Origin of the sequence: Klebsiella sp. K5-204 (assembly GCF_030128585.1) — a bacterium.
In the GTDB taxonomy this organism is placed as follows: domain Bacteria; phylum Pseudomonadota; class Gammaproteobacteria; order Enterobacterales; family Enterobacteriaceae; genus Klebsiella; species Klebsiella quasipneumoniae.
The window spans coordinates 72,253-92,410 of record NZ_JAKUZS010000010.1 but is presented as its reverse complement, the minus strand read 5'-3'; the positions used below and the strand labels follow the sequence as shown (position 1 = coordinate 92,410).

The window sequence follows — 20,158 nt, the reverse complement described above, 5'->3', positions numbered from 1 at the left end:
GGAAAGCTCATCGCTCAGTGGGTGCTGCTATTCGTTCGGCAACCTTGGCCAGACAACACTTTTGTTAATAACTCGATTTACTTCACGCTAAGATCGTTGCGGACGCTTTTCACACCGGAAACCGCTTTCGCAATCTCTGCGGCGCGCTCAGCCTGCGCCGCGGAAGCCACCGTACCGGTCAGATGCACTGCGCCGGCGTTAGTTTCGACTTTCACATTGCGCGAAGGGACAATGTCATCCGCCAGCAGCTTAGCCTTCACTTCGCTGGTAATAGCGGTGTCCCCGGCATAGCCTTTCAGCGTCGCCGTCTCACTCGACGATTTGTGCTGCACCGTCAGCTTGTCGTTGACCTGAGAGACGCCTTCGACCGCTTTTGCCACGCTCAGCGCCTGACTTTTCTGTTCAGCACTGGTGACGTCGCCGCTGAGGGTGACCACTTTGTTTTCCGTTTTCACCGAAATATCGCCGGAGTTAATATCTTTATGGTCGATCAGCGCCGCCTTTACCCGTGCGGTAATAGTGCTGTCGTCCATAAAATCGCCGACTTTATTAATCGAATTGTCTACCGCCTCTCCCGCATTGCTGGCAGCTGACTTCGCACTGTCTACCGTTGTTTTTTCCGTCTCTGCCGAGGCGTTCAACGCGGCTAAGCCTAAGAAGAGCGCCAGCAACATATTGGCATTCTTTAGTCTGGTCATCGTGATGTCCTCGTTTTTTCACCAGCGCTGGCGTCTTATCGCAGTGAATTACGCCAGCATTTTTAAAAACACGAATTAAATATAGTAGACAGGCGAAGGGGTTGCGGAGGATATGGATAAAAAACAGACGAATTAGCGGCGTTTTAAGAACTTTCCAGAAGGAGGGAAGCGCGGGCGGAAGAAGAAAAAAGCGCGGCCTGCGCCGCGCTTCGTCAGGGATTAGTGCTCGCGCGTTTTGCGGAACACCACGTCAGGATAACGCTCCTGCGTCAGGTTCAGGTTGACCATCGTCGGGGCGATGTAGGTCAGGTTATCGCCGCCATCCAGCGCCAGCTGAACTTCGTTTTTACGTTTGAACTCTTCGAATTTCTTCACGTCAGTGGATTCAACCCAGCGCGCGGTGGCCACGTTGACCGATTCGTAAATCGCTTCCACGTTGTATTCGCTTTTCAGGCGCGCCACGACGACGTCAAACTGCAGCACACCCACGGCGCCGACGATCAGATCGTTATTGGCGATCGGACGGAAGACCTGCACCGCGCCCTCTTCAGAGAGCTGAACCAGCCCTTTCAGCAGCTGTTTCTGCTTCAGCGGATCCTTCAGGCGAATACGACGGAACAGTTCCGGTGCGAAGTTCGGAATACCGGTGAACTTCATCATCTCGCCCTGGGTGAAGGTATCGCCAATCTGAATGGTGCCGTGGTTATGCAGGCCGATGATATCCCCAGGATAGGCTTCTTCAACGTGCGAACGGTCGCCGGCCATAAAGGTCAGCGCGTCGGAGATCACCACGTCTTTACCGATGCGCACCTGACGCAGCTTCATGCCTTTCTCATATTTACCTGACACCACGCGCATGAAAGCCACGCGGTCGCGGTGTTTCGGGTCCATATTGGCCTGAATTTTAAACACGAAGCCGGTGAACTTCTCTTCCGTCGCGGTGACTTCACGGGTGTCGGTGTTACGCGGCATCGGCGCCGGCGCCCACTCCACCAGGCCATCCAGCATATGGTCAACGCCGAAGTTACCTAACGCGGTCCCGAAGAACACCGGGGTGATTTCCCCGGCCAGGAACAGATCTTTATCGAACTCGTTCGACGCGCCCTGCACCAGCTCCAGCTCGTCGCGCAGCTGCTGCGCCAGATCTTCCCCCACCGCCGCGTCGAGATCCGGGTTGTTGAGCCCCTTCACGATGCGCACTTCCTGGATGGTATGGCCTTTACCGGTCTGATACAGGTAGGTTTCATCTTTGTAGAGATGATAGACGCCCTTGAACAGCTTACCGCAGCCGATAGGCCAGGTAATCGGCGCGCAGCCGATTTTCAGCTCGTTCTCCACTTCATCCAGCAGCTCCATCGGATCGCGGATATCACGGTCGAGTTTGTTCATAAAGGTGAGGATCGGCGTATCGCGCAGACGGGTGACTTCCATCAGCTTACGGGTCCGATCTTCGACGCCTTTTGCCGCGTCAATCACCATCAGGCAGCAGTCCACCGCCGTCAGGGTACGGTAGGTATCTTCCGAGAAGTCTTCGTGCCCCGGGGTATCCAGCAGGTTCACCAGACAGTCATGATAGGGGAACTGCATCACCGAGGTGGTGATCGAGATACCACGCTGCTTTTCCATTTCCATCCAGTCGGATTTCGCGTGCTGGCTGGAGCCACGACCTTTTACGGTACCGGCGGTCTGAATCGCCTGTCCGAACAGCAGCACCTTTTCGGTGATGGTGGTCTTACCGGCATCCGGGTGAGAAATAATGGCAAAAGTGCGGCGTTTGGCCACCTCTTGCAGATAAGGAGACAACGTCATAATTAATCTTCTAAGTAAACGCGGCCATGAGCCACGCATGTGGAATACGAAAAATTGCGGCTATTTTACCCATCAACGGGGGGGAGGCAATCAGTGTTTACACAGGAGCTGCTCCAGTTCGCTTAACGAGGTCACCGTCCAGTCCGGCTCGAGGTCCGCCGGCAGCTCGCGCTGATGCGCATTGAGCCAGCAGGTCGCCAGTCCGGCATTCACGCCGCCACGAATATCCGACTCGGCGGTATCGCCGACCATTAGCACCCGCGAGCGCGGTGGGTTACCCGCCTGCGCCAGCGCGTAATCGAAAATGCGCACGTCCGGTTTGGCGACGCCCACTTCTTCAGAAATAATCAGCAAATCAAAGTGATCGCGTAAACCGGTCCGCTCAAGACGAGTCTGCTGCAGCGAGGTAAAGCCGTTGGTGATGATGCCCATCTTGACCTTGCCCTGCAGCGCGTTGAGCAGAGAGACCGCGCCCGGCAGCGGCGCACAGATTTCCGCCATCGCATTCATAAACGCGTCGTTGAGCTCCCCCGGCGGCACATTCAAACGTTCCGCCCAGCTGTCAAAGCGCTGGTGCTGCAGCTGCAGCGAGGTGATGGCGCCGTTCTGGTAATCCACCCATAGCGGCTTATTCACGGCCTGATAGTCCTGAAAATCTTCGGCGGTAAAGGTCACGCTGTAGTCGAGAAACATCCGCTGCAAGCCGCTGAAAGAATCAAACGTAAACAGCGTTTCATCGGCATCAAAGAAAATCCAGTCCCATTTCATCGTATCACCTTGTCTTACATACTGATTGGCAGAGCCATAATAATGGCGTCTTCGCGCCCGTCGGCCGTCGGGTAGTAGTTGCGGCGAATCGTCGCCTCATTGAAGCCTAAGCTTTCATACAGCGCGATAGCGGCAACGTTGGAGGCGCGCACCTCCAGCCATAGCGTGACGACGCCGAGCCTTTCGACTTCATCAATGACGTGTTCCAGCAGCGCTCGCCCCAGGCCACGGCGCTGGTAAGCGGGATCGACCGCGATATTGAACAACGTCGCCTCATCCAGCACCACTTGCGTAATGGCGAACGCCGCCATTTCGCCATCCACCGACAGCTGATAGTTGCGATAGCGTTCCCCCTGGTTACTGGCCAGGGTCTGTTCGCTCCACGGGAAAGCGTGGGCGCGGGTTTCGATTTGCCAGGCTCGGGTTAAATCAGCTGTGCTGAGGATAGAAATCGTGTTCATGTGCGCAGATTTGTTGCCAGAGCGCCCTGCGAGCCGGCGCGCTGGTCTGGAGTTCATCAAAAGCGGGGGTGGACACCTGGGCGCCCGCCAGCGGCAGCGACGCCTCTGTGCCCAACCGCCAGCTGTTGCAGCGGCTGTCCTGCGGCAGCATCGCCACCCGCTCCGGGGTCAGCTGCAGGACCTGATCTGGCGTCACGGCCAGCGCGCGCAATACGTCGCCAATCAGCGGCTCTGTCAGCGACGGCGGGGTTTCCGCCACCATCACCAGACGAATATGTTCAGGAAGCGAGATAGCGATTTCGCCCTGCAACGCCCCCGGTCGGCGCAGCGACCACTGGGTAATGCCCAGCTGCTGTAGTTGCCAGTCTCGTCGGGATGTCATAGCGAAACACTCCTGTTAAACAAGCGCGCAATATAGCAAATCCGTCGTATCTGCGCCAACAAACTACTATAATCGGCGCCAGTCTTAATGAAGGAGTGTTTCATGTCCGCTTTTACCCCGGCAAGTGAAGTCTTGCTGCGCCACAGTGATGATTTCGAGTCCGCCCGCGTTCTGTTTGCCGGTGACCTGCAGGATGACCTGCCTGCGCGTCTGGATACCGCGGCCAGCCGCGCCCACACCCAACAGTTCCACCACTGGCAGGTCCTCAACCGCCAGATGGGAGACACCGTCCGTTTTAGCTTAGTGGCTGAGGCCGCTGACGTCGCCGAATGCGACACCCTGATCTACTACTGGCCAAAGAATAAACCAGAGGCACAGTTCCAGCTGATGAACCTGCTCTCTCTGCTGCCGGTGGGAAGCGACATTTTCGTCGTCGGTGAAAACCGCAGCGGCGTCCGCAGCGCGGAGCAGATGCTGGCTGAATACGCGCCATTAAACAAAGTGGATAGCGCCCGCCGCTGTGGCCTCTATCATGGCCGACTGGAAAAGCAGCCCGCCTTCGACGCCGATGCCTTCTGGGGCGAATACACACTGGATAATCTGACGATTAAAACCCTGCCAGGCGTCTTTAGCCGCGACGGGCTGGACGTCGGCAGCCAGCTGCTGCTCTCCACCCTCGAGCCGCATACCAAAGGGAAAGTGCTGGACGTCGGCTGCGGCGCAGGCGTGCTGGCCGCCGCGCTGGCCAGCCATTCGCCGAAAGTGCGCCTGACCCTGTGCGACGTCAGCGCCCCTGCGGTCGAAGCCAGCCGCGCGACGCTTGCCGCCAACGGCCTGGCTGGCGATGTGTTTGCCAGCAACGTCTTCTCCGAGGTCAATGGTCGCTTCGACATGATCATCTCCAACCCGCCATTCCATGACGGGCTGCAGACCAGCCTCGAAGCCGCCCAGGCGCTGATCCGCGGCGCGGTTCGCCATCTGAACAGCGGCGGCGAGCTGCGCATTGTCGCCAACGCCTTCCTGCCGTATCCGCAGGTGCTGGATGAGACGTTCGGCTTCCATGAGGTGATCGCCCAGACCGGACGTTTTAAGGTCTATCGCACCATCATGACCCGTCAGGCGAAAAAATAGTCGCCTTCTCACGCCGGCGGCCCGTTTCTGGTACCGCTGGCGCTTCCTGCGGGCAAATCCGCCCATTTTTGCAGCAATCGATACAACCTGCATAATTAACTATTGACGTGTCGCCGAAAACCACTAGAATGCGCCTCCGTGGTAACGATACTTTCATAGTGTCGATGGTATGCGAAGGTGGCGGAATTGGTAGACGCGCTAGCTTCAGGTGTTAGTGTCCTTACGGACGTGGGGGTTCAAGTCCCCCCCCTCGCACCATAATCCACGAAGATATTGCTCGCACTGGGCGAAGGTGGCGGAATTGGTAGACGCGCTAGCTTCAGGTGTTAGTGTCCTTACGGACGTGGGGGTTCAAGTCCCCCCCCTCGCACCAACGAGGCAATATCTAAAGAAAGAATACTGTGCGAAGGTGGCGGAATTGGTAGACGCGCTAGCTTCAGGTGTTAGTGTCCTTACGGACGTGGGGGTTCAAGTCCCCCCCCTCGCACCAATATTCTTCCCTCTCCCGGCATTATCCCCTCAGTTTGATATCCACAAGCATCAGCATTATTCCACCAACCAGTGCAACGCACGATGGCAGCAGAATAAAATGGCGCAGTTGACGATGCCATATCATCGCCGCGGACATCAGCATGCCCACCGCGACCAGCGTCCGCCATACGTCAGCCGACACCCCGGCATACCCGAGAGCGACAATCAGCGCGCCGGGAACGATGACTCCCCAACCGCTTCCTAATGCTCGCTGCAGCATGGTTTCACCTCTCACAACGATAATGATAACCAATATCATATGATAACTTTTATCATTTGTCATTTGCGATGTGCTCTGCGCCTTATTCTTTACGTTCGCGGTAATGACATACATTCATGAAGGTGATAAATTAAGCGGATTATCGATATATATTAAATATTTTTCTTATTTTGCAAATAACCTTTTTTTGCACATTGTTATCAGACTCTTCATTTTTGGCTTTCATCATTTTGAAATTTAACGACTAATAATGATTCTTCCGATATGACTGCACAAACCTGGCGAGCACACTACGCACAAAAATATCAATATTCCTTACGGCTTTTTTTACTGCTTAATTTCATTTCATCCTCTCTGTCGCTGGTCACCCCCCTATTTACGGTAGTTCGTTTTACGCTGCCTTGCGCCCTGATCGTGGCCTGCAGCGGGTTGCTGCTGCTCTGGCACTGGAAATGGCCGCAATCGAAAATAAATATTCCCGCTATCTCGTTGTTATTTGGCATGCTATGGGCATGGCACGTAGTGACAAAGGCGATGCTATTGACACCGCCGCATTTTAACTATCTGGTGATCGCCCTATTAAGCATTCTGTTTATCGGCACCATCGCTTTTTCCAATAATATCACTGCCTTTACCCTCCACTCTTTACCGACTTTCCTTGCCTGCCTGATAATGGCGGAGGGGGAACAATGGTTGCGCATGACTTACTGTTTTATGCTGCCTATTGCCGGTATTACCCTGCAAAATATTATCCAGAAGCGCAGCGATGCCTTCACACAAGGATTAATGGATAAACTCATGCAGGAACGCAACACCCTCAACGATCTCAGTATGCTGGATCCTCTGACCGGTTTGTATAACCGCCGCGGACTGCAGAATCGCCTCGATACCCTGCTGGCGCTGGACGGCGACAACCACTTCGTGCTGCTCCTCGATATCGATCATTTCAAAGCCTATAACGATCACTATGGTCATATGATGGGCGACCAGGCGCTCATTCGCGTCTCTGCTGCCATTCGCAACGCCGTACGCTCGCGCGATATTGTCGCCCGCTTTGGCGGAGAGGAGTTTATGGTGCTGCTGACCAACAGCAGCGAAGAAACGGCATGGCAGGCTGCCGAACGTATTCGGCAGCGGGTCTATGACCTGAAAATCCCGCATATGTTTAATGAAAGCGTCGCCACCAACGTGACCATCAGTATTGGCCTGACGCCGCTCATTGATGACAATATTGAGCAAGCGCTGGCGCGCGCCGACGGCGCACTCTATGACGCTAAGAATAAAGGCCGCAACATTATTCTGGCCAGTTAACCTGCGCGCGCCGCGGCATCGTGGCGCCGACAAAATTCTTGCCATGCCGCCTGCAAACAACTAATATCAGGAATCATTATCATTTAGATTTGTATCTGGAAATCGAATGGCCTGGCGTTCCCTTCCTCTCAGCGATGAACTTATCTGGCGGGCCCCTTTGCCGACGGCTGAGCGCGCCCTGGCGGAGAGTATTCGGGAAAAAATCGCCACCCTTCGCCCCCATCTGCTCGATTTCCTGCGCCTGGATGAATCCGCTCCAGGGCACGCTTTGACGCTTGCCGAGTGGTCGCGACCCACCGCCTTACGCTCTCTGCTGGCCACTTATTCCGATCATATCTATCGTCATCAGCCAACGCTGACACGGGAAGCGAAACCTCTGCTCTCGCTCTGGGCGCAATGGTACATCGGTCTGCTGGTGCCGCCGCTGATGCTGGCATTGCTCAATGAACCACAGGGTCTCAGCCTGGCGCCGGAACATTTCCACGTCGAATTTCACGAAAGCGGCAGGGCGGCCTGTTTCTGGATTGATGTCCATAGCGATGCCGGTATTGAGAGACTGTCACCGCTGTCGCGAATGGATGCCCTGGTGACGCGCACCCTGCAGCCGGTTATTGAGGCGCTGGAAGCCACGGGCGAGATCAATGGCAAACTTATCTGGAGCAATACTGGCTATCTGATTAACTGGTATCTTGGGGAAATGCGCGCGCTGTTGGGGGATGAGCAGCTTGCCGCCCTGCGCCAGCACTGTTTCTTCGAAAAACAACTCGCCGATGGTCAGGATAACCCACTATGGCGAACGGTTGTGCTGCGTGAAGGACAGTTAGTCCGACGCACCTGCTGCCAGCGCTATCGCCTGCCGGACGTCCAACAGTGCGGCGACTGCACGTTAAAATAACGCCCTGTCTACAATAAGCAACGGGCGGCCTGTGGCCGCCCGGTCACTATTTATGCGGTCTGCTGACTCTCCTGCTCCGCCCGTTCAGCCTCTTCCGCTTCCTGAGCAAGCAGCTGCTTCTCATACACCTTAAAGAACGGGAAGTAGATAATCGCCGACACGCAGGCCAGAACGATGACCAGAATCGCCGCCCGGAAATCCCAGCCCAGCGCCCAGGCACCGCCAATCGGCGCCGGCGCCGTCCACGGTACCACGGAGATGACGCGGCCAATCAGATCCAGCTTCATTGCCGCCCAGGCCAACACCGCATTCACCATCGGCGCCAGCAGGAACGGAATAAAGAACACCGGGTTCATGACGATAGGCGTCCCAAAGATGACCGGCTCGTTAATGTTAAACAGGCTTGGCACCACGCTTAAACGCCCAATGGAGCGCAAATGCGCTGAGCGGCTGCGCAGATAGCAGAACACCAGCCCCATGGTGGCACCGGAACCTCCGACCACGATAAAAAAGGTCCAGAACGCCTCCATAAAAATATGCGGCAGAGGCGCGCCCTGGGCCAGCGCCTGCTGGTTCATACCGAGGTTGGTCAGCCAGAACATCTGCAGCATCCCGGAAACAATCGCCGCACCGTGGATCCCGGCAAACCACAGCAGGTGGCCGATGAGGACCGCCAGCAGGATCGCCGGCAGGGAATCGGCTGCCGAAACCAGCGGTTTGAAAATTGCCATAATGGCCTGCGGGATCAGCATGTCAAAATGGTGCTGAATAAACAGGCTCAGCGGATAGAGCGTCAGCACAACCACCAGCACCGGGATCAACAGATCAAAGGAATTTTTGATCATCGGTGGGACCTGATCCGGTAGACGGATACCGATATTATGCGCCTTGAGAAAACGCATCATCTCCACACAGTAGATCGCCACCAGAATGGCGGTAAAGATCCCTGTTCCGCCAAGGCTGTCCACCGGCAGCGTGCCATTCGTCTTCGGCGCGGCAATCAGTAAAAAGGCCATGATCGACAGCATCGCGCACATAAAGGGATCGAGCTGATTGGATTTCTCGTAGTGCTTACCGAGGTTGTAAGAGATTGCCGCGCAGATGTAGATCGACATGATCCCCATCGTCATATCAAAGGGGGTCAGAATGCGCCCCTCAAACTCTTTTGCCAGATCCAGCCAGGCGCGGGCAAAACCCCAGGTGGTGTCCGGGGAGAAAGGAGGATAAGCAAACACCAGCAGGAACGATCCGACGATCATAAACGGCATCGCGGAGATAAAACCGTCACGGATAGCCATGACGTGACGCTGCGATGAGATCCGCCCTGCTATGGGGCTTATGTAATTTTCTACAAAGCGAAATATCAAATTAAACGCAGCATGGTTAGCAGACATAGTAGCCCTCCTGACAGGCTATTGATACTGGCCCAACAACGATTACCCTGCCGTTACGATGACCGCTTATTGATGCAGCAGGCCGCGGGTGGATTACCGGCTATACTGCCCATAACACAACGATTCATACACGGCTCTTTTGTTATAAATAAAAGGAGAAGTGACTGTTCCAGTATTCATCTCAATGCAGATAACCGCAACCGGTTACTGTAACCGGTTACGGTGAATGTGAAGGAGATCGACAAAATAGAAAGAATCTGGATTGTCCGCGCTGATATTTACACTCCGCCAGGCTTGTGACAGATTTAACCAGCCTTAAATCAGGAGAATCCAATGAGTCTGCAGTCTGTACGGCAGTTTTTTGCCGAACACGCCCCCGATATCGAAATTATTGAGTTAAACCAGAGTACCGCCACTGTGGCGCTTGCCGCTGCCGCGCACAACGTTGAGCCGGGACAAATAGCCAAAACGCTGTCGCTCAAGATCAAAGATAAGATTGTACTGATCGTCGCCAGGGGCGATGCGCGGCTGGATAATAAAAAGCTGAAAGAGACCTTTGGCGCAAAAGCGCGTATGTTGAGCAGCGACGAGGTGGTAACCTGGACCGGCCATCCGGTTGGCGGCGTGTGCCCGTTTGGTCTGGAAAATCCGCTGGCCGTCTTCTGTGACGTCTCGCTCAGGCACTATCAGGAAGTGCTACCCGCAGCGGGAGCTATTCACAGCGCCGTTCGCATTGAACCAGAACGAATGGCGCAGCTCACCGATGCAACATGGGTAGACGTATGCATATAGCCGCGTTATGCCACCTGTTTAACGGCGCTGGTCGGGCCGCTTATCGGTAAATGCAGCAAAATATCCGCCGCGTTTAATAAACCAATGTCAGAGCGAACCCCGAGCTTGGTCATGGCGTTGAATTTATGCGCGCGGATGGTTTTAATGTTCCGGTTCAGCTGCACCGCAATTTCCGCAAGCGAATATCCCCACGACATATACCGAAGAATGGCGTGCTCCGTCGGGCTTAGCGGATCGTTGCATGCCTCTCTGCCGCAAAAGTGCTCTTTGCCGGCGAGGGAATGATTATCCAGCAGCTGTAACAAATGCTCCTGCAATCCGCGTCGCGGCGCGGATTTATTTAATATACCCTGCAGGCAGGCCGGCATTAAATGGCCGATCAGACGCATTTCGCTTTCATTATTAGCCAGAATAATCGTTTGTACTTCCGGTCGGATCCTCGCCATTTCGTGAAGAAAAAGCAGGCTCTCGGCTCTGGACGAACGACTCCCCGAAAGTGAAAAGATGATTGCTGACCATGGGAACGACGTTTCCACCGCCCTGAGCAAATTGATATTTTTAAAAAAATGAATGCGGTATTGGCTGCTCTCTTCACGGCTAAAGGTATAGCGCCAGGCCATTTCCGTCATCACACATTTTTCTACGATGGCGACATGACGGGTTGTGCTATTTTTTTCCATTCCATTTGTTCCCCGTAAGCTGAATTGATATTCAGCTCTTGCATTCCCTGCGCACTGTTGATCCAGGCATACATTTCAGCGTTGCTGCGTAGCGATAAACGACGCATTGCGCTATTTTTCTGCGCGCTAATCGTCTTATTACTCTTTTTCAACAGCGCGGCGATCTGGTTAATTCCCCATCCCTTCGCCAGAAGGCGCAGAACTTTCCGCTCTGACAGGGTCAGCATCGCCGCTGAGTGGTAGCTAGCGAAATCGCTGTCCACATCCCCGGTAAACAACGTACGGCTAATCTGCTCAGCCGCACGGCTACCGGCGCAAATCACCTCAATCAGCCGGTCAACCGGCTCGTTCTCGGAGATCAGCGAGCTTTCGGGACGAATTAAAAGCTCAACGGCTAATGGATAGAGGCTGTCGCCGACCATAAAAACCCAGTGAATATCTCGATACTGGGTCATGAGGGAGTAATAACGCTCGCAGACGGCCCGGGGCTGCGCAATCTCGCCGGAGATATCCGCAACGACCAGCACCGCTCGCCGCAGTTGTAAAAGGGTGAGCTCATCATGAGTGCGACAAAAACTGAGTTCGTAATCCGGGAGGTTCTCATTGAAGATCACCTTTAACCCTGACTGCATGACGGGGATTTTACTAATAACGACGCCAAACTTACCTTGTCCTGGTAACATAACACCTCCGCTTCCTGTCGAAGTTTCTTCGCTTGCCCGCAAACGATCGGCGAGTGACTCGATCGCCATACCATTTACTGGATGAATATTAAAAGCATATTCATGGCCCGCGTACACGATATACTGCATGACCGAACCGTGGTCATATCAAGTAAATATTATTCCTGTGTATACTTGCGATGAATATTAGCACAGACGCCCTGCGCTAATAAATTAGAAAAGATAAAACCATTATTTAGCAAAAATAATTTCAGGCATGAACATTATGAAGCATTCTCTTTAATTGCTTCTCTAAATGCTTTAGGCGACATACCGCTATAGCGGCGGAAAAAGCGAGAAAAATAGGCGGCGTCGCTAAAGCCCAAATAATCAGAGAGTTGCGTTATCGTCATGCGGGTGTATTGCAGATTACGCCGCGCCTCAAGCATCAGTCGCTGATGCAATACCCCAAGGGCGCTACAGCCATAGAACTCGCGACATAAATAGTTTAAATGCGTGACCGACAGCCCAATCAACTTCGCATACTCCGCCAGCGGGAGGTGCTGTCGGTAGTGGCTCTCAATAAGCCGGGAAAAATGACGCATCATACTGCGCTTTCGCTCCGCTTTATCTTCCGCGGGCGGTGCGGGGCGGCACTGCCGGTTCAACCAGGCCAGCAGCGTCCCCAGCAGCGAATAAAGCATCATTTCCCGGGCATCATGATCGGCACTGTACTCCTCGCGAAGCGCTGAAAACAGCGTATGCATACGCCCCCGGGAACGCCCCACCGGCAGACACTGCGCAACGCTAAGCACATCCAGCGGTCGGCCGAACTGATTTTCAAAGCGGCTCAGCAGCGGTAGCGCCAGGGAGAGCACAAATCCGTGCGTTCCGGGTGAGAAATGAAAGCCATGAATGCAGAGGGCGGGCACCACCTGGATGCAGGACTCCGTCATCACCGAGGTGGTGCCTTCAATTTCGATCTCCGCCCGACCTTTATGCAAATAGAGGAGCTGGACCATTTCGGCGTGCTGGTGGACGCGAATATGCCACTGATACAAGCTGCTGCGCTGCAAAATCGACTCGCAGTGCAGCAGATCCGGCGTCGGCCAGCCGCGCTCCTCGCCATACAGCTTAAATACCGGAACAGTTTGGACGGGCGGCATAGTAACTCCTGTTCAGTCAGACGACACGCTCCATGGGCAGGCCCACGTAGTTTTCCGCGATAGTGGTCAGCCCGGCGCGCGAGCCCAGATAGTAGCGGCGATCGGCCGCCTGCATTTTGGCGTCGAACTCGCTCTGCTGCGGAAAATCGTGCAGCAGGCGGGTCATGAACCAGCTAAAGCGTTCCCCTTTCCAGACCCGATCCAGCGCCAGTCGCGAATAGGTCGCCAGCAGATCGCTCCGGCCGTGATGGTAGTATTCACGCAGGATCCGCCACAGATAGTTCACGTCCGATGCCGCCAGGTTCAACCCTTTAGCGCCGGTCGGCGGTACGATATGCGCGGCATCCCCCACCAGGAACAATCGCCCATATTGCATTGGCTCCACGACGAAGCTGCGCAAGGGAGCGATGCTTTTCTCAAGTGAGTGACCAGTCACTAACTTTGATGACAGATCCTCCGGCAATCGGCATTTCAACTCCTGCCAGAAGCGTTCGTCCGACCAGTCCTCCACCTTATCGCTCAGCGGAACCTGCAGATAGTAGCGGCTGCGAGTAAGTGAGCGCTGACTACATAAAACAAATCCCCGCTGATGATGCGCATAGATCAGCTCCGGATTGACCGGCGGCGTATCCGCCAGCAGGCCTAACCAGCCGAACGGCCAGACGCTCTCGTAAGTCTTGAGGATGTCAGCGGGAATACTTTGCCGCGACACGCCATGGAACCCGTCGCAACCGGCGATAAAGTCACACTCCAGGCGGCAGAATTCACCTTCGCTAAGATAGGTGATCGTCGGCCGGTCACTTTTTGCGTCATGGATAGTCACTTCGCTGACGCCGTACACGATCGGCGCGTCGCTGGCGGCCCGGGCAGCCATCAGATCGCGGGTCACTTCAGTCTGGCCGTAAACCATCACGCTCTTGCCGTCGGTCAGCTCGCTCAGTGAGACGGGCACCCGCTGGCCGTCAAAGAGAAACTCCACCCCATGATGCACCAGGCCTTCGACATCCATCCGCTGCGCCACGCCCGCTTCACGGAGCAGATCGACGGTACCGCTTTCCAGAATTCCCGCACGTATGCGCCCCAGCACATACTGCGGCGTTTGACGCTCAAGAATGACCGTGTGGATCCCGGCGTTGTGCAGTAGCTGCCCCAGCAGCAGCCCGGAAGGGCCAGCGCCAATAATCGCGACCTGTGTTTTCATAGGATTGTCTCACTTTTGCAGGGTTAATTATTTGTATAATTTTTGTTTAATAAAAGTGCTTTCCTGCATTTTTGATAAGTCAGACGGGAAAAAGAAGGGATGAATGGCGACAAAAATTGCACTTTTCACCAAACTGGCAAAAGTGTGGGACGCTTCAAATTCCGCCACCCCGGCGGACGGGAGATTTTTGCACATTATTTGATCCCACCCCCCTCAGCCGCCCCGGCGCTTCAGGTTAAAGTATCGGCAGATACCAGGCGTCGCGGACAGCAGAGGAAATATGCAGGTTGATCGGGCACAGCAGCGGGCAATCACACGATTATGCATCCAGTGTGGTCTTTTTTTGTTACAGCACGGCGCCGAAAGCGCGCTGGTGGAAGAGCTTTCAACGCGTCTCGGGCTGGCGCTGGGGATGGACAGCGTCGAAAGCGCCATCTCCTCCAACGCTATCGTCCTGACCACCATTAAGGATGGCGAATGTCTTACCTCAACGCGTAAGAATGTCGACCGCGGCATTAATATGCATGTGGTGACGGAAGTGCAGCATATCGTGATCCTCGCCGAGCATAAGCTGCTGGACTATCGCGACGTCGAGAAGCGCTTCGCGCAGATTAGGCCCCTGCGCTATCCCCGCTGGTTGCTGGTGATCATGGTGGGCCTCTCCTGCGCTTGTTTCTGTAAACTGAATAACGGCGGCTGGGATGGAGCGCTGGTCAGCTTCTGCGCCAGCACGGTGGCCATGTACATTCGCCAGGTGCTGACCCACCGTTCTATGCATCCGCAGATCAACTTCTGCATCACCGCCTTTGTGGCCACCACGATCTCCGGGCTGCTGCTGCGCCTCCCGACCTTTGCCTGCACCCCGACCATTGCCATGGCCGCCAGCGTCCTGCTGCTGGTCCCGGGCTTTCCGCTGATCAATGCCGTCGCCGATATGTTTAAAGGGCATATAAATACTGGCCTCGCCCGCTGGGCGATCGCCAGCCTGTTAACCCTTGCCACCTGCATTGGCGTAGTGATGGCAATGACCGTATGGGGGCTGCGGGGATGGGCATAATTTCGTTTATTTTCGCGCTGGCGGAAGACATGCTGCTGGCGGCAATCCCTGCCGTCGGGTTTGCGATGGTCTTTAATGTCCCGCAGCGCGCCCTGCGCTGGTGCGCGCTGCTGGGGGCCATCGGCCATGGTTCGCGCATGGTCATGATGAGCGCTGGTTTTAACATTGAATGGGCCACGTTTCTCGCCGCCCTGCTGGTGGGCTGCATCGGCATCCAGTGGTCGCGCTGGTATCTGGCGCATCCGAAGATTTTTACCGTCGCCGCCGTGATCCCGATGTTTCCCGGTATTTCCGCTTACACCGCGATGATCTCCGCGGTAAAAATCAGCCATTTTGGCTATTCTGAAGAGATGATGATTTTGCTGCTGAGCAATTTTTTAAAGGCCTCTTCGATCGTGGGCGCCCTCTCCATTGGCCTGTCGATACCCGGTCTGTGGCTGTATCGTAAGCGCCCTCGCGTCTAACCCCGGCGTCGCGGTAGAGCCGCGACGCTCCTTCCGCGACGGGCTCTGTGCTACTATGTGCAGATCACCCCACTCTTTGCAGTTCAGAGTTGAGATAGAGTTATGTCTTCGCGAATTTTAACCTCCCATTTTAGCGGCCTGGAAGAGTTCCTCCAGCAGCACGCGGCGCTGCTGGCGAAATCGACTGACGGCACCGTCGCCGTTTTTGCCAACAACGCCCCGGCGTTCTATGCGCTGACCCCAGCCCGGCTGGCGCAGCTGCTGGAGCTGGAAGCCAGGCTGGCGCGCCCCGGCAGCGACATCGCGCTTGACCCGCAGTTTTTCGACGAGCCCGCCGCGGCGCCGGTTGCAGTGCCGATGGGCAAATTTGCCATGTATGCGGCCTGGCAGCCGGACGCCGACTTTCAGCGTCTGGCCGCGCTGTGGGGCATCGCGCTGAGCCAGCCGGTCACCCCGGAAGAGCTGGCCGCTTTCGTCGCTTACTGGCAGGCGGAAGGTAAAGTGTTTCACCACGTGCAGTGGCAGCAGAAACTGGCTCGCAGCGTGCAAATCAGCCGCGCCAGCAACGGCGGGCAGCCGAAGCGCGATGTGAACAGCGTTAGCGAACCCGACAGTCATATTCCGCGAGGTTTCCGAGGATGAGCATGAAAAACGTTGGCGATCTGATGAAGCGCCTGCAGAAAATGATGCCGGCTCATATCGAACCGGCGTTTAAAACCGGCGAAGAGCTGCTGGCCTGGCAAAAAGAGCAAGGCAAGCTGCGTTCCGAAGCGCTGGAGCGGGAGAACCGCGCGATGAAAATGCAGCGCACCTTTAACCGCTCGGGGATCCGCCCCCTTCATCAGAACTGCTCCTTTGATAACTATCGCGTCGAGTGCGAGGGGCAGATGAACGCCCTCGCCCGCGCGCGTCAGTACGTGGAGGAGTTCGATGGCAATATCGCCAGCTTTATCTTCTCCGGCAAACCGGGCACCGGCAAAAACCACCTCGCGGCGGCTATCTGCAACGAACTGCTGCTGCGCGGGAAGTCGGTCTTAATCATCACCGTGGCCGATATTATGTCGGCGATGAAAGATACTTTCGGCAACCGGGAGACGAGCGAAGAGCAGTTACTGAGCGACCTCAGCAAGGTCGATCTTCTGGTCATTGATGAAATTGGTATGCAGACAGAGTCTCGCTATGAAAAGGTCATTATCAATCAGATCGTTGACCGCCGATCTTCATCCAAACGGCCCACCGGTATGCTGACCAACAGTAATATGGAAGAGATGAATAAGCTGCTCGGCGAACGGGTGATGGACCGTATGCGCCTGGGCAACAGCCTGTGGGTTATCTTCAACTGGGAAAGTTACCGGCACCGCGTCACCGGCAAGGAGTATTAAGAGATTTCCGGACGACGACGGCGTTATACTAAAGCGATTCTTCAGTCACGCTTATGAGTCCGTCTATGAAATCGTTAAAAAATGGCTTGCTTGCCGCGCTTACCCTCAGCGCATTTACCCTCTCCGGCGCCCACGCCGCCTCCTGGCAGGATTCTCTCAACAGCGCCGCCAGCCAGCTCAGCGGCGGCAGCACCCAGGCCAGCGGCGGCGGAATGTCCATCTCCTCTCTGACCAGCCTGCTCAACGGCAGCAGCCAGTCGCTGACCGCCAGCAGCATGAATAACGCCGCCGGGATCATGTCATATTGCGCCAAACAGAAGCTCGCCTCGGCGACCAGCGCTGATAACGTCAAAAACCAGGTGCTGGATAAGCTGGGGCTCAGCACGCCGGAAAAACAAAAACAGGACACCAGCTATCTTGATGGCCTACAGGGGCTGCTCAACAGCAATAATGGCCAGCAGCTTGACCTGAATACCCTCGGCAACAGTTCGCTGGCGAAACAGGTGAAAACCAAAGCCTGCGATCTGGTCTTAAAACAGGGCGTTAACTTTCTCTCCTGACGCAGAGGGCCAATGCCGCGTTTGTCGCCTTCGCGACGGCAGCGCGGCCTGAAACGGCTTTTTTCGCCTTTTTCTCCTTGCGCTTCCCCGCCCCGCCCGTTGCGACGCCGATCAAAAAAGGCAACTTCTAAACCAATTCTGAATAACTGCACACTTTCATGACGCTAGAATTGCAGCAAGATGGCGCTGCAATTACAGTGTGGCTTGAAAAGTAATCTGTTCTGCCAGCCGATAACTGGCGTTAATGAGGATGAGCTGTGTCAGAGTTGTTATCCATCGCCTTATTTTTAGCTTCGGTGGTGCTTTATGCCTGGAAAGCGGGTCGTAACACCTGGTGGTTTGCCGCCACGCTCACGGTGTTAGGTCTGTTCGTGGTGCTGAATATCACCCTCTACGCCAGCGACTACTTTACCGGCGACGGCATCAACGACGCGGTACTCTACACTCTGACCAACAGCCTGACCGGCGCCGGGATCGGCAAATACATTCTGCCGGGCGTCGGCGTGGCCGTCGCGCTGGTTGCCGTCTTTGGCGCCCTGGGATGGGTGCTGCGCCGCCGTCGGCATCATCCTCATCACGTCGGCTACAGCCTGGCGGCGCTGCTGCTGGCGCTGGCTTCGGTCGACGCCAGCCCGGCCTTCCATCAAATCAGCGAGCTGGTGAAATCGCAGTCGCGGGAAGGAGATCCGGACTTTGCGGCGTACTACAAAGAACCGTCGAAGCGTATCGACAATCCGCAGCTGAATCTGGTCTATATCTATGGCGAAAGCCTTGAGCGCACCTATTTTGATAACGATGCTTTCCCCAACCTCACCCCTGAGCTTGGCAGAATAAAAGATGAGGGCATTGATTTCAGCAATACTATGCAGCTGCCGGGGACCGATTACACCATCGCCGGCATGGTCGCATCACAGTGTGGCATTCCGCTGTTTGCCCCGTTTGAAGGCAACGCTTCGGCCTCGGTCTCCAGTTTCTTTCCGCAGAATATCTGCCTTGGCGATATCCTGAAAAACTCCGGTTACGAAAACTATTTTGTGCAGGGAGCTAACCTGCGCTTTGCCGGCAAAGACGTGTTTCTCAAATCCCACGGCTTCGATCACCTGTTCGGGGCGGAAGAGCTCAAAACCACGGTAGCCGATCCAACCTACCGCAACGACTGGGGCTTCTATGACGACACGGTACTCGACGAGACGTGGAAAAAATTCGAAGAACTGTCGCAGTCCGGAAAACGCTTTTCACTGTTCGCCCTGACGGTGGACACTCACCATCCCGACGGTTTTATCTCGCGTACCTGCGAGCGTAAACGCTATGACGTGGACGGCAAGAAAAACCTCTCCTTCAGCGCCGTTAGCTGCAGCCAGGAACATATCGCCGCGCTGATCGAGAAGATCAAAGCCTCTCCCTATTTCAAAAACACGGTCATCGTGGTCTCTTCCGATCACCTGGCCATGAAGAACAGCGCCTGGGATTACCTCAACAAGCACGATCGCAGCAATTTGTTCTTTGTCCTGCGCGGCGATCGGCCGCAGCAGGAGACCCTGGCGGTGAAACGCAACACCATGGATAACGGCGCGACGGTGCTGGATATTCTCGGTGGCGATAACTATATCGGCCTCGGGCGCAGCAGTCTCTCTGGCCAGTCGCTCTCCGGTATTTTCATGAATATGAAAGAGAAGGTCCTGGCCTGGAAACCCGACGTGATCCGCCTGTGGAACTTCCCGAAAGAGATGAAAAACTTCACCATCGACTCGCAGAAGAACATGATCGCCTTTTCCGGCAGCCATTTCCGTCTGCCGCTGCTGCTCCGGGTGTCGAACCAGCGCGTTGAACCGCTGCCGGAGAGCGAATACTCGGCGCCGCTGCGCTTCCAGCTGGCCGATTTCGCGCCGCGGGATAATTTCGTGTGGGTCGATCGCTGCTATAAAATGGGCCAGCTGTGGTCTCCTGAGCTGGCGCTCTCCACCGACTGGTGCGTCTCGCAGGGACAGCTGGGGGGTGAGCAGAAGGTCCAGCACGTTGATAAGCCACAGTGGCAAGGTAAGACCGCCTTCAGGGACACCCTTATCGATATGGAGCGCTATAAGGGCAACGTCGATACGCTGAAAGTTGTCGACAACGATATTCGCTATAAGGCCGACAGCTTCGTGTTTAACGTTGCCGGCGCGCCGGAAGAGGTGAAACAGTTTAGCGGCATTTCGCGCCCCGAGTCCTGGGGTCGGTGGTCCAATGCCCAGTTGGGCAGCGACGTGAAGATTGAATATAAAGAGCCGCTGCCGGAGAAATTTGATCTGGTGATCACCGCCAAAGCCTACGGTCCCAATGCCAATAAGCCGATCCCGGTGCGGGTTGGTCAAAGTGAGCAAATACTTACACTGGTCAATGATGTGACCACCACGACGCTGCATTTCGACAACCCAACGCGCAGCAATACGCTGACCATCACTCCGCCGGACCCGCAGTCCACCAACGAGGGCAATATCCTCGGCCACTCCCCGCGTCAGCTGGGGATCGGTATGGTGGAGATCAAAGTGGTGAAAAGCGAAGGTTAAAGCCACCTTGCCCGGCGGATATTGGCGCCGGGCAACGGTTTCCGT

At 55.5% G+C, this 20,158-nt stretch carries 22 protein-coding genes and 3 tRNA genes; 14 read left to right on the top strand and 11 right to left on the bottom strand.

The window, feature by feature from the left end; genetic code table 11:
- Positions 1-77: 77 nt before the first annotated feature.
- The 5 genes from osmY to MKR05_RS23345 form a co-directional block, all read right to left on the bottom strand.
- Positions 78-698 carry a molecular chaperone OsmY gene (gene osmY / locus MKR05_RS23365; RefSeq protein WP_017901234.1) on the bottom strand — a complete coding sequence of 207 codons (621 nt, stop codon included), beginning with the start codon at positions 696-698 and terminating at the stop codon, positions 78-80.
- Between the two features lie 219 nt (positions 699-917).
- The gene (gene prfC / locus MKR05_RS23360; protein ID WP_002887711.1) at positions 918-2,507 is read right to left on the bottom strand and encodes a peptide chain release factor 3; all 1,590 of its coding nucleotides are present in this window, start codon (positions 2,505-2,507) and stop codon (positions 918-920) included.
- Between the two features lie 90 nt (positions 2,508-2,597).
- Positions 2,598-3,275: a pyrimidine 5'-nucleotidase gene (yjjG, locus tag MKR05_RS23355; protein ID WP_044525303.1), complete on the bottom strand. Its 678-nt coding sequence runs from the start codon at positions 3,273-3,275 to the stop codon at positions 2,598-2,600.
- Positions 3,276-3,289: 14 nt separating this feature from the next.
- Complete coding sequence (gene rimI / locus MKR05_RS23350; protein WP_044525302.1) at positions 3,290-3,736, bottom strand: ribosomal protein S18-alanine N-acetyltransferase; 447 nt, start codon at positions 3,734-3,736, stop codon at positions 3,290-3,292.
- Positions 3,705-4,118 (bottom strand): DNA polymerase III subunit psi, encoded by a 414-nt coding sequence (locus MKR05_RS23345; RefSeq protein ID WP_044525301.1) that lies wholly within the window; start codon positions 4,116-4,118, stop codon positions 3,705-3,707. The genes rimI and MKR05_RS23345 overlap by 32 nt, the downstream gene beginning before the upstream one ends.
- Before the next feature lie 102 nt (positions 4,119-4,220).
- Here MKR05_RS23345 and rsmC point away from each other — a divergent pair, with 102 nt between their 5' ends.
- The 4 genes from rsmC (at position 4,221) to MKR05_RS23325 (ending at position 5,739) form a co-directional block, all read left to right on the top strand.
- Positions 4,221-5,249, top strand: coding sequence for a 16S rRNA (guanine(1207)-N(2))-methyltransferase RsmC (gene rsmC, locus MKR05_RS23340; protein WP_023291885.1), 1,029 nt, complete (start codon positions 4,221-4,223; stop codon positions 5,247-5,249).
- A 171-nt stretch (positions 5,250-5,420) separates the two neighbouring features.
- A tRNA-Leu gene (locus tag MKR05_RS23335) sits at positions 5,421-5,507 on the top strand.
- A 28-nt stretch (positions 5,508-5,535) separates the two neighbouring features.
- Positions 5,536-5,622 (top strand) — tRNA-Leu (locus tag MKR05_RS23330).
- Between the two features lie 30 nt (positions 5,623-5,652).
- Positions 5,653-5,739: transfer RNA gene (locus tag MKR05_RS23325), tRNA-Leu, on the top strand.
- A 21-nt stretch (positions 5,740-5,760) separates the two neighbouring features.
- Here the strand turns inward: MKR05_RS23325 and MKR05_RS23320 are convergent.
- Complete coding sequence (locus MKR05_RS23320; RefSeq protein ID WP_023291884.1) at positions 5,761-6,000, bottom strand: DUF1435 domain-containing protein; 240 nt, start codon at positions 5,998-6,000, stop codon at positions 5,761-5,763.
- A 70-nt stretch (positions 6,001-6,070) separates the two neighbouring features.
- On the opposite strand from MKR05_RS23320, the gene MKR05_RS23315 reads away from it, so the two are divergent.
- From MKR05_RS23315 to fhuF, 3 genes are all read left to right on the top strand, one after another.
- Complete coding sequence (locus MKR05_RS23315; RefSeq protein ID WP_072096669.1) at positions 6,071-6,241, top strand: hypothetical protein; 171 nt, start codon at positions 6,071-6,073, stop codon at positions 6,239-6,241.
- Between the two features lie 23 nt (positions 6,242-6,264).
- On the top strand, positions 6,265-7,311 hold the full coding sequence (locus tag MKR05_RS23310) for a GGDEF domain-containing protein (RefSeq protein WP_044525300.1): 1,047 nt from the start codon (positions 6,265-6,267) through the stop codon (positions 7,309-7,311).
- 106 nt (positions 7,312-7,417) lie between these two features.
- Positions 7,418-8,206, top strand: coding sequence for a siderophore-iron reductase FhuF (fhuF, locus tag MKR05_RS23305; protein WP_023291882.1), 789 nt, complete (start codon positions 7,418-7,420; stop codon positions 8,204-8,206).
- Between the two features lie 50 nt (positions 8,207-8,256).
- Here fhuF and MKR05_RS23300 read toward each other — a convergent pair whose 3' ends face one another.
- Positions 8,257-9,600: a PTS cellobiose transporter subunit IIC gene (locus tag MKR05_RS23300; protein ID WP_002887650.1), complete on the bottom strand. Its 1,344-nt coding sequence runs from the start codon at positions 9,598-9,600 to the stop codon at positions 8,257-8,259.
- Between the two features lie 333 nt (positions 9,601-9,933).
- Here MKR05_RS23300 and MKR05_RS23295 point away from each other — a divergent pair, with 333 nt between their 5' ends.
- Positions 9,934-10,392 (top strand): YbaK/EbsC family protein, encoded by a 459-nt coding sequence (locus MKR05_RS23295; protein WP_023291881.1) that lies wholly within the window; start codon positions 9,934-9,936, stop codon positions 10,390-10,392.
- 5 nt (positions 10,393-10,397) lie between these two features.
- Here MKR05_RS23295 and bglJ read toward each other — a convergent pair whose 3' ends face one another.
- The 4 genes from bglJ to pobA form a co-directional block, all read right to left on the bottom strand.
- Complete coding sequence (bglJ, locus tag MKR05_RS23290; RefSeq protein WP_032454790.1) at positions 10,398-11,072, bottom strand: DNA-binding transcriptional activator BglJ; 675 nt, start codon at positions 11,070-11,072, stop codon at positions 10,398-10,400.
- Positions 11,033-11,755: a LuxR C-terminal-related transcriptional regulator gene (locus MKR05_RS23285; protein WP_072421172.1), complete on the bottom strand. Its 723-nt coding sequence runs from the start codon at positions 11,753-11,755 to the stop codon at positions 11,033-11,035. Before MKR05_RS23285 ends, bglJ begins: the two co-directional genes overlap by 40 nt.
- A 263-nt stretch (positions 11,756-12,018) precedes the next feature.
- Complete coding sequence (locus MKR05_RS23280; protein WP_023291878.1) at positions 12,019-12,900, bottom strand: helix-turn-helix domain-containing protein; 882 nt, start codon at positions 12,898-12,900, stop codon at positions 12,019-12,021.
- A 16-nt stretch (positions 12,901-12,916) separates the two neighbouring features.
- Positions 12,917-14,101, bottom strand: coding sequence for a 4-hydroxybenzoate 3-monooxygenase (gene pobA, locus MKR05_RS23275; RefSeq protein ID WP_023291877.1), 1,185 nt, complete (start codon positions 14,099-14,101; stop codon positions 12,917-12,919).
- Between the two features lie 280 nt (positions 14,102-14,381).
- On the opposite strand from pobA, the gene MKR05_RS23270 reads away from it, so the two are divergent.
- From MKR05_RS23270 to opgB, 6 genes are all read left to right on the top strand, one after another.
- Entirely contained in the window at positions 14,382-15,158 is a 777-nt protein-coding gene (locus tag MKR05_RS23270; RefSeq protein ID WP_101989871.1) for a threonine/serine exporter ThrE family protein, read from the top strand.
- Positions 15,149-15,622, top strand: coding sequence for a threonine/serine exporter (locus MKR05_RS23265; protein ID WP_004886472.1), 474 nt, complete (start codon positions 15,149-15,151; stop codon positions 15,620-15,622). The genes MKR05_RS23270 and MKR05_RS23265 overlap by 10 nt, the downstream gene beginning before the upstream one ends.
- A 102-nt stretch (positions 15,623-15,724) precedes the next feature.
- Positions 15,725-16,264 (top strand): primosomal protein DnaT, encoded by a 540-nt coding sequence (dnaT, locus tag MKR05_RS23260; protein WP_032454787.1) that lies wholly within the window; start codon positions 15,725-15,727, stop codon positions 16,262-16,264.
- A gap of 2 nt (positions 16,265-16,266) precedes the next feature.
- Positions 16,267-17,004, top strand: coding sequence for a DNA replication protein DnaC (gene dnaC / locus MKR05_RS23255; protein WP_025999144.1), 738 nt, complete (start codon positions 16,267-16,269; stop codon positions 17,002-17,004).
- A gap of 65 nt (positions 17,005-17,069) precedes the next feature.
- Positions 17,070-17,564, top strand: a complete 495-nt coding sequence (locus MKR05_RS23250; protein ID WP_050534037.1) for a DUF2501 domain-containing protein — start codon at positions 17,070-17,072, stop codon at positions 17,562-17,564.
- 257 nt (positions 17,565-17,821) lie between these two features.
- Positions 17,822-20,113: a phosphatidylglycerol--membrane-oligosaccharide glycerophosphotransferase gene (gene opgB, locus MKR05_RS23245; protein ID WP_087824307.1), complete on the top strand. Its 2,292-nt coding sequence runs from the start codon at positions 17,822-17,824 to the stop codon at positions 20,111-20,113.
- The last annotated feature ends 45 nt before the right edge of the window (positions 20,114-20,158 follow it).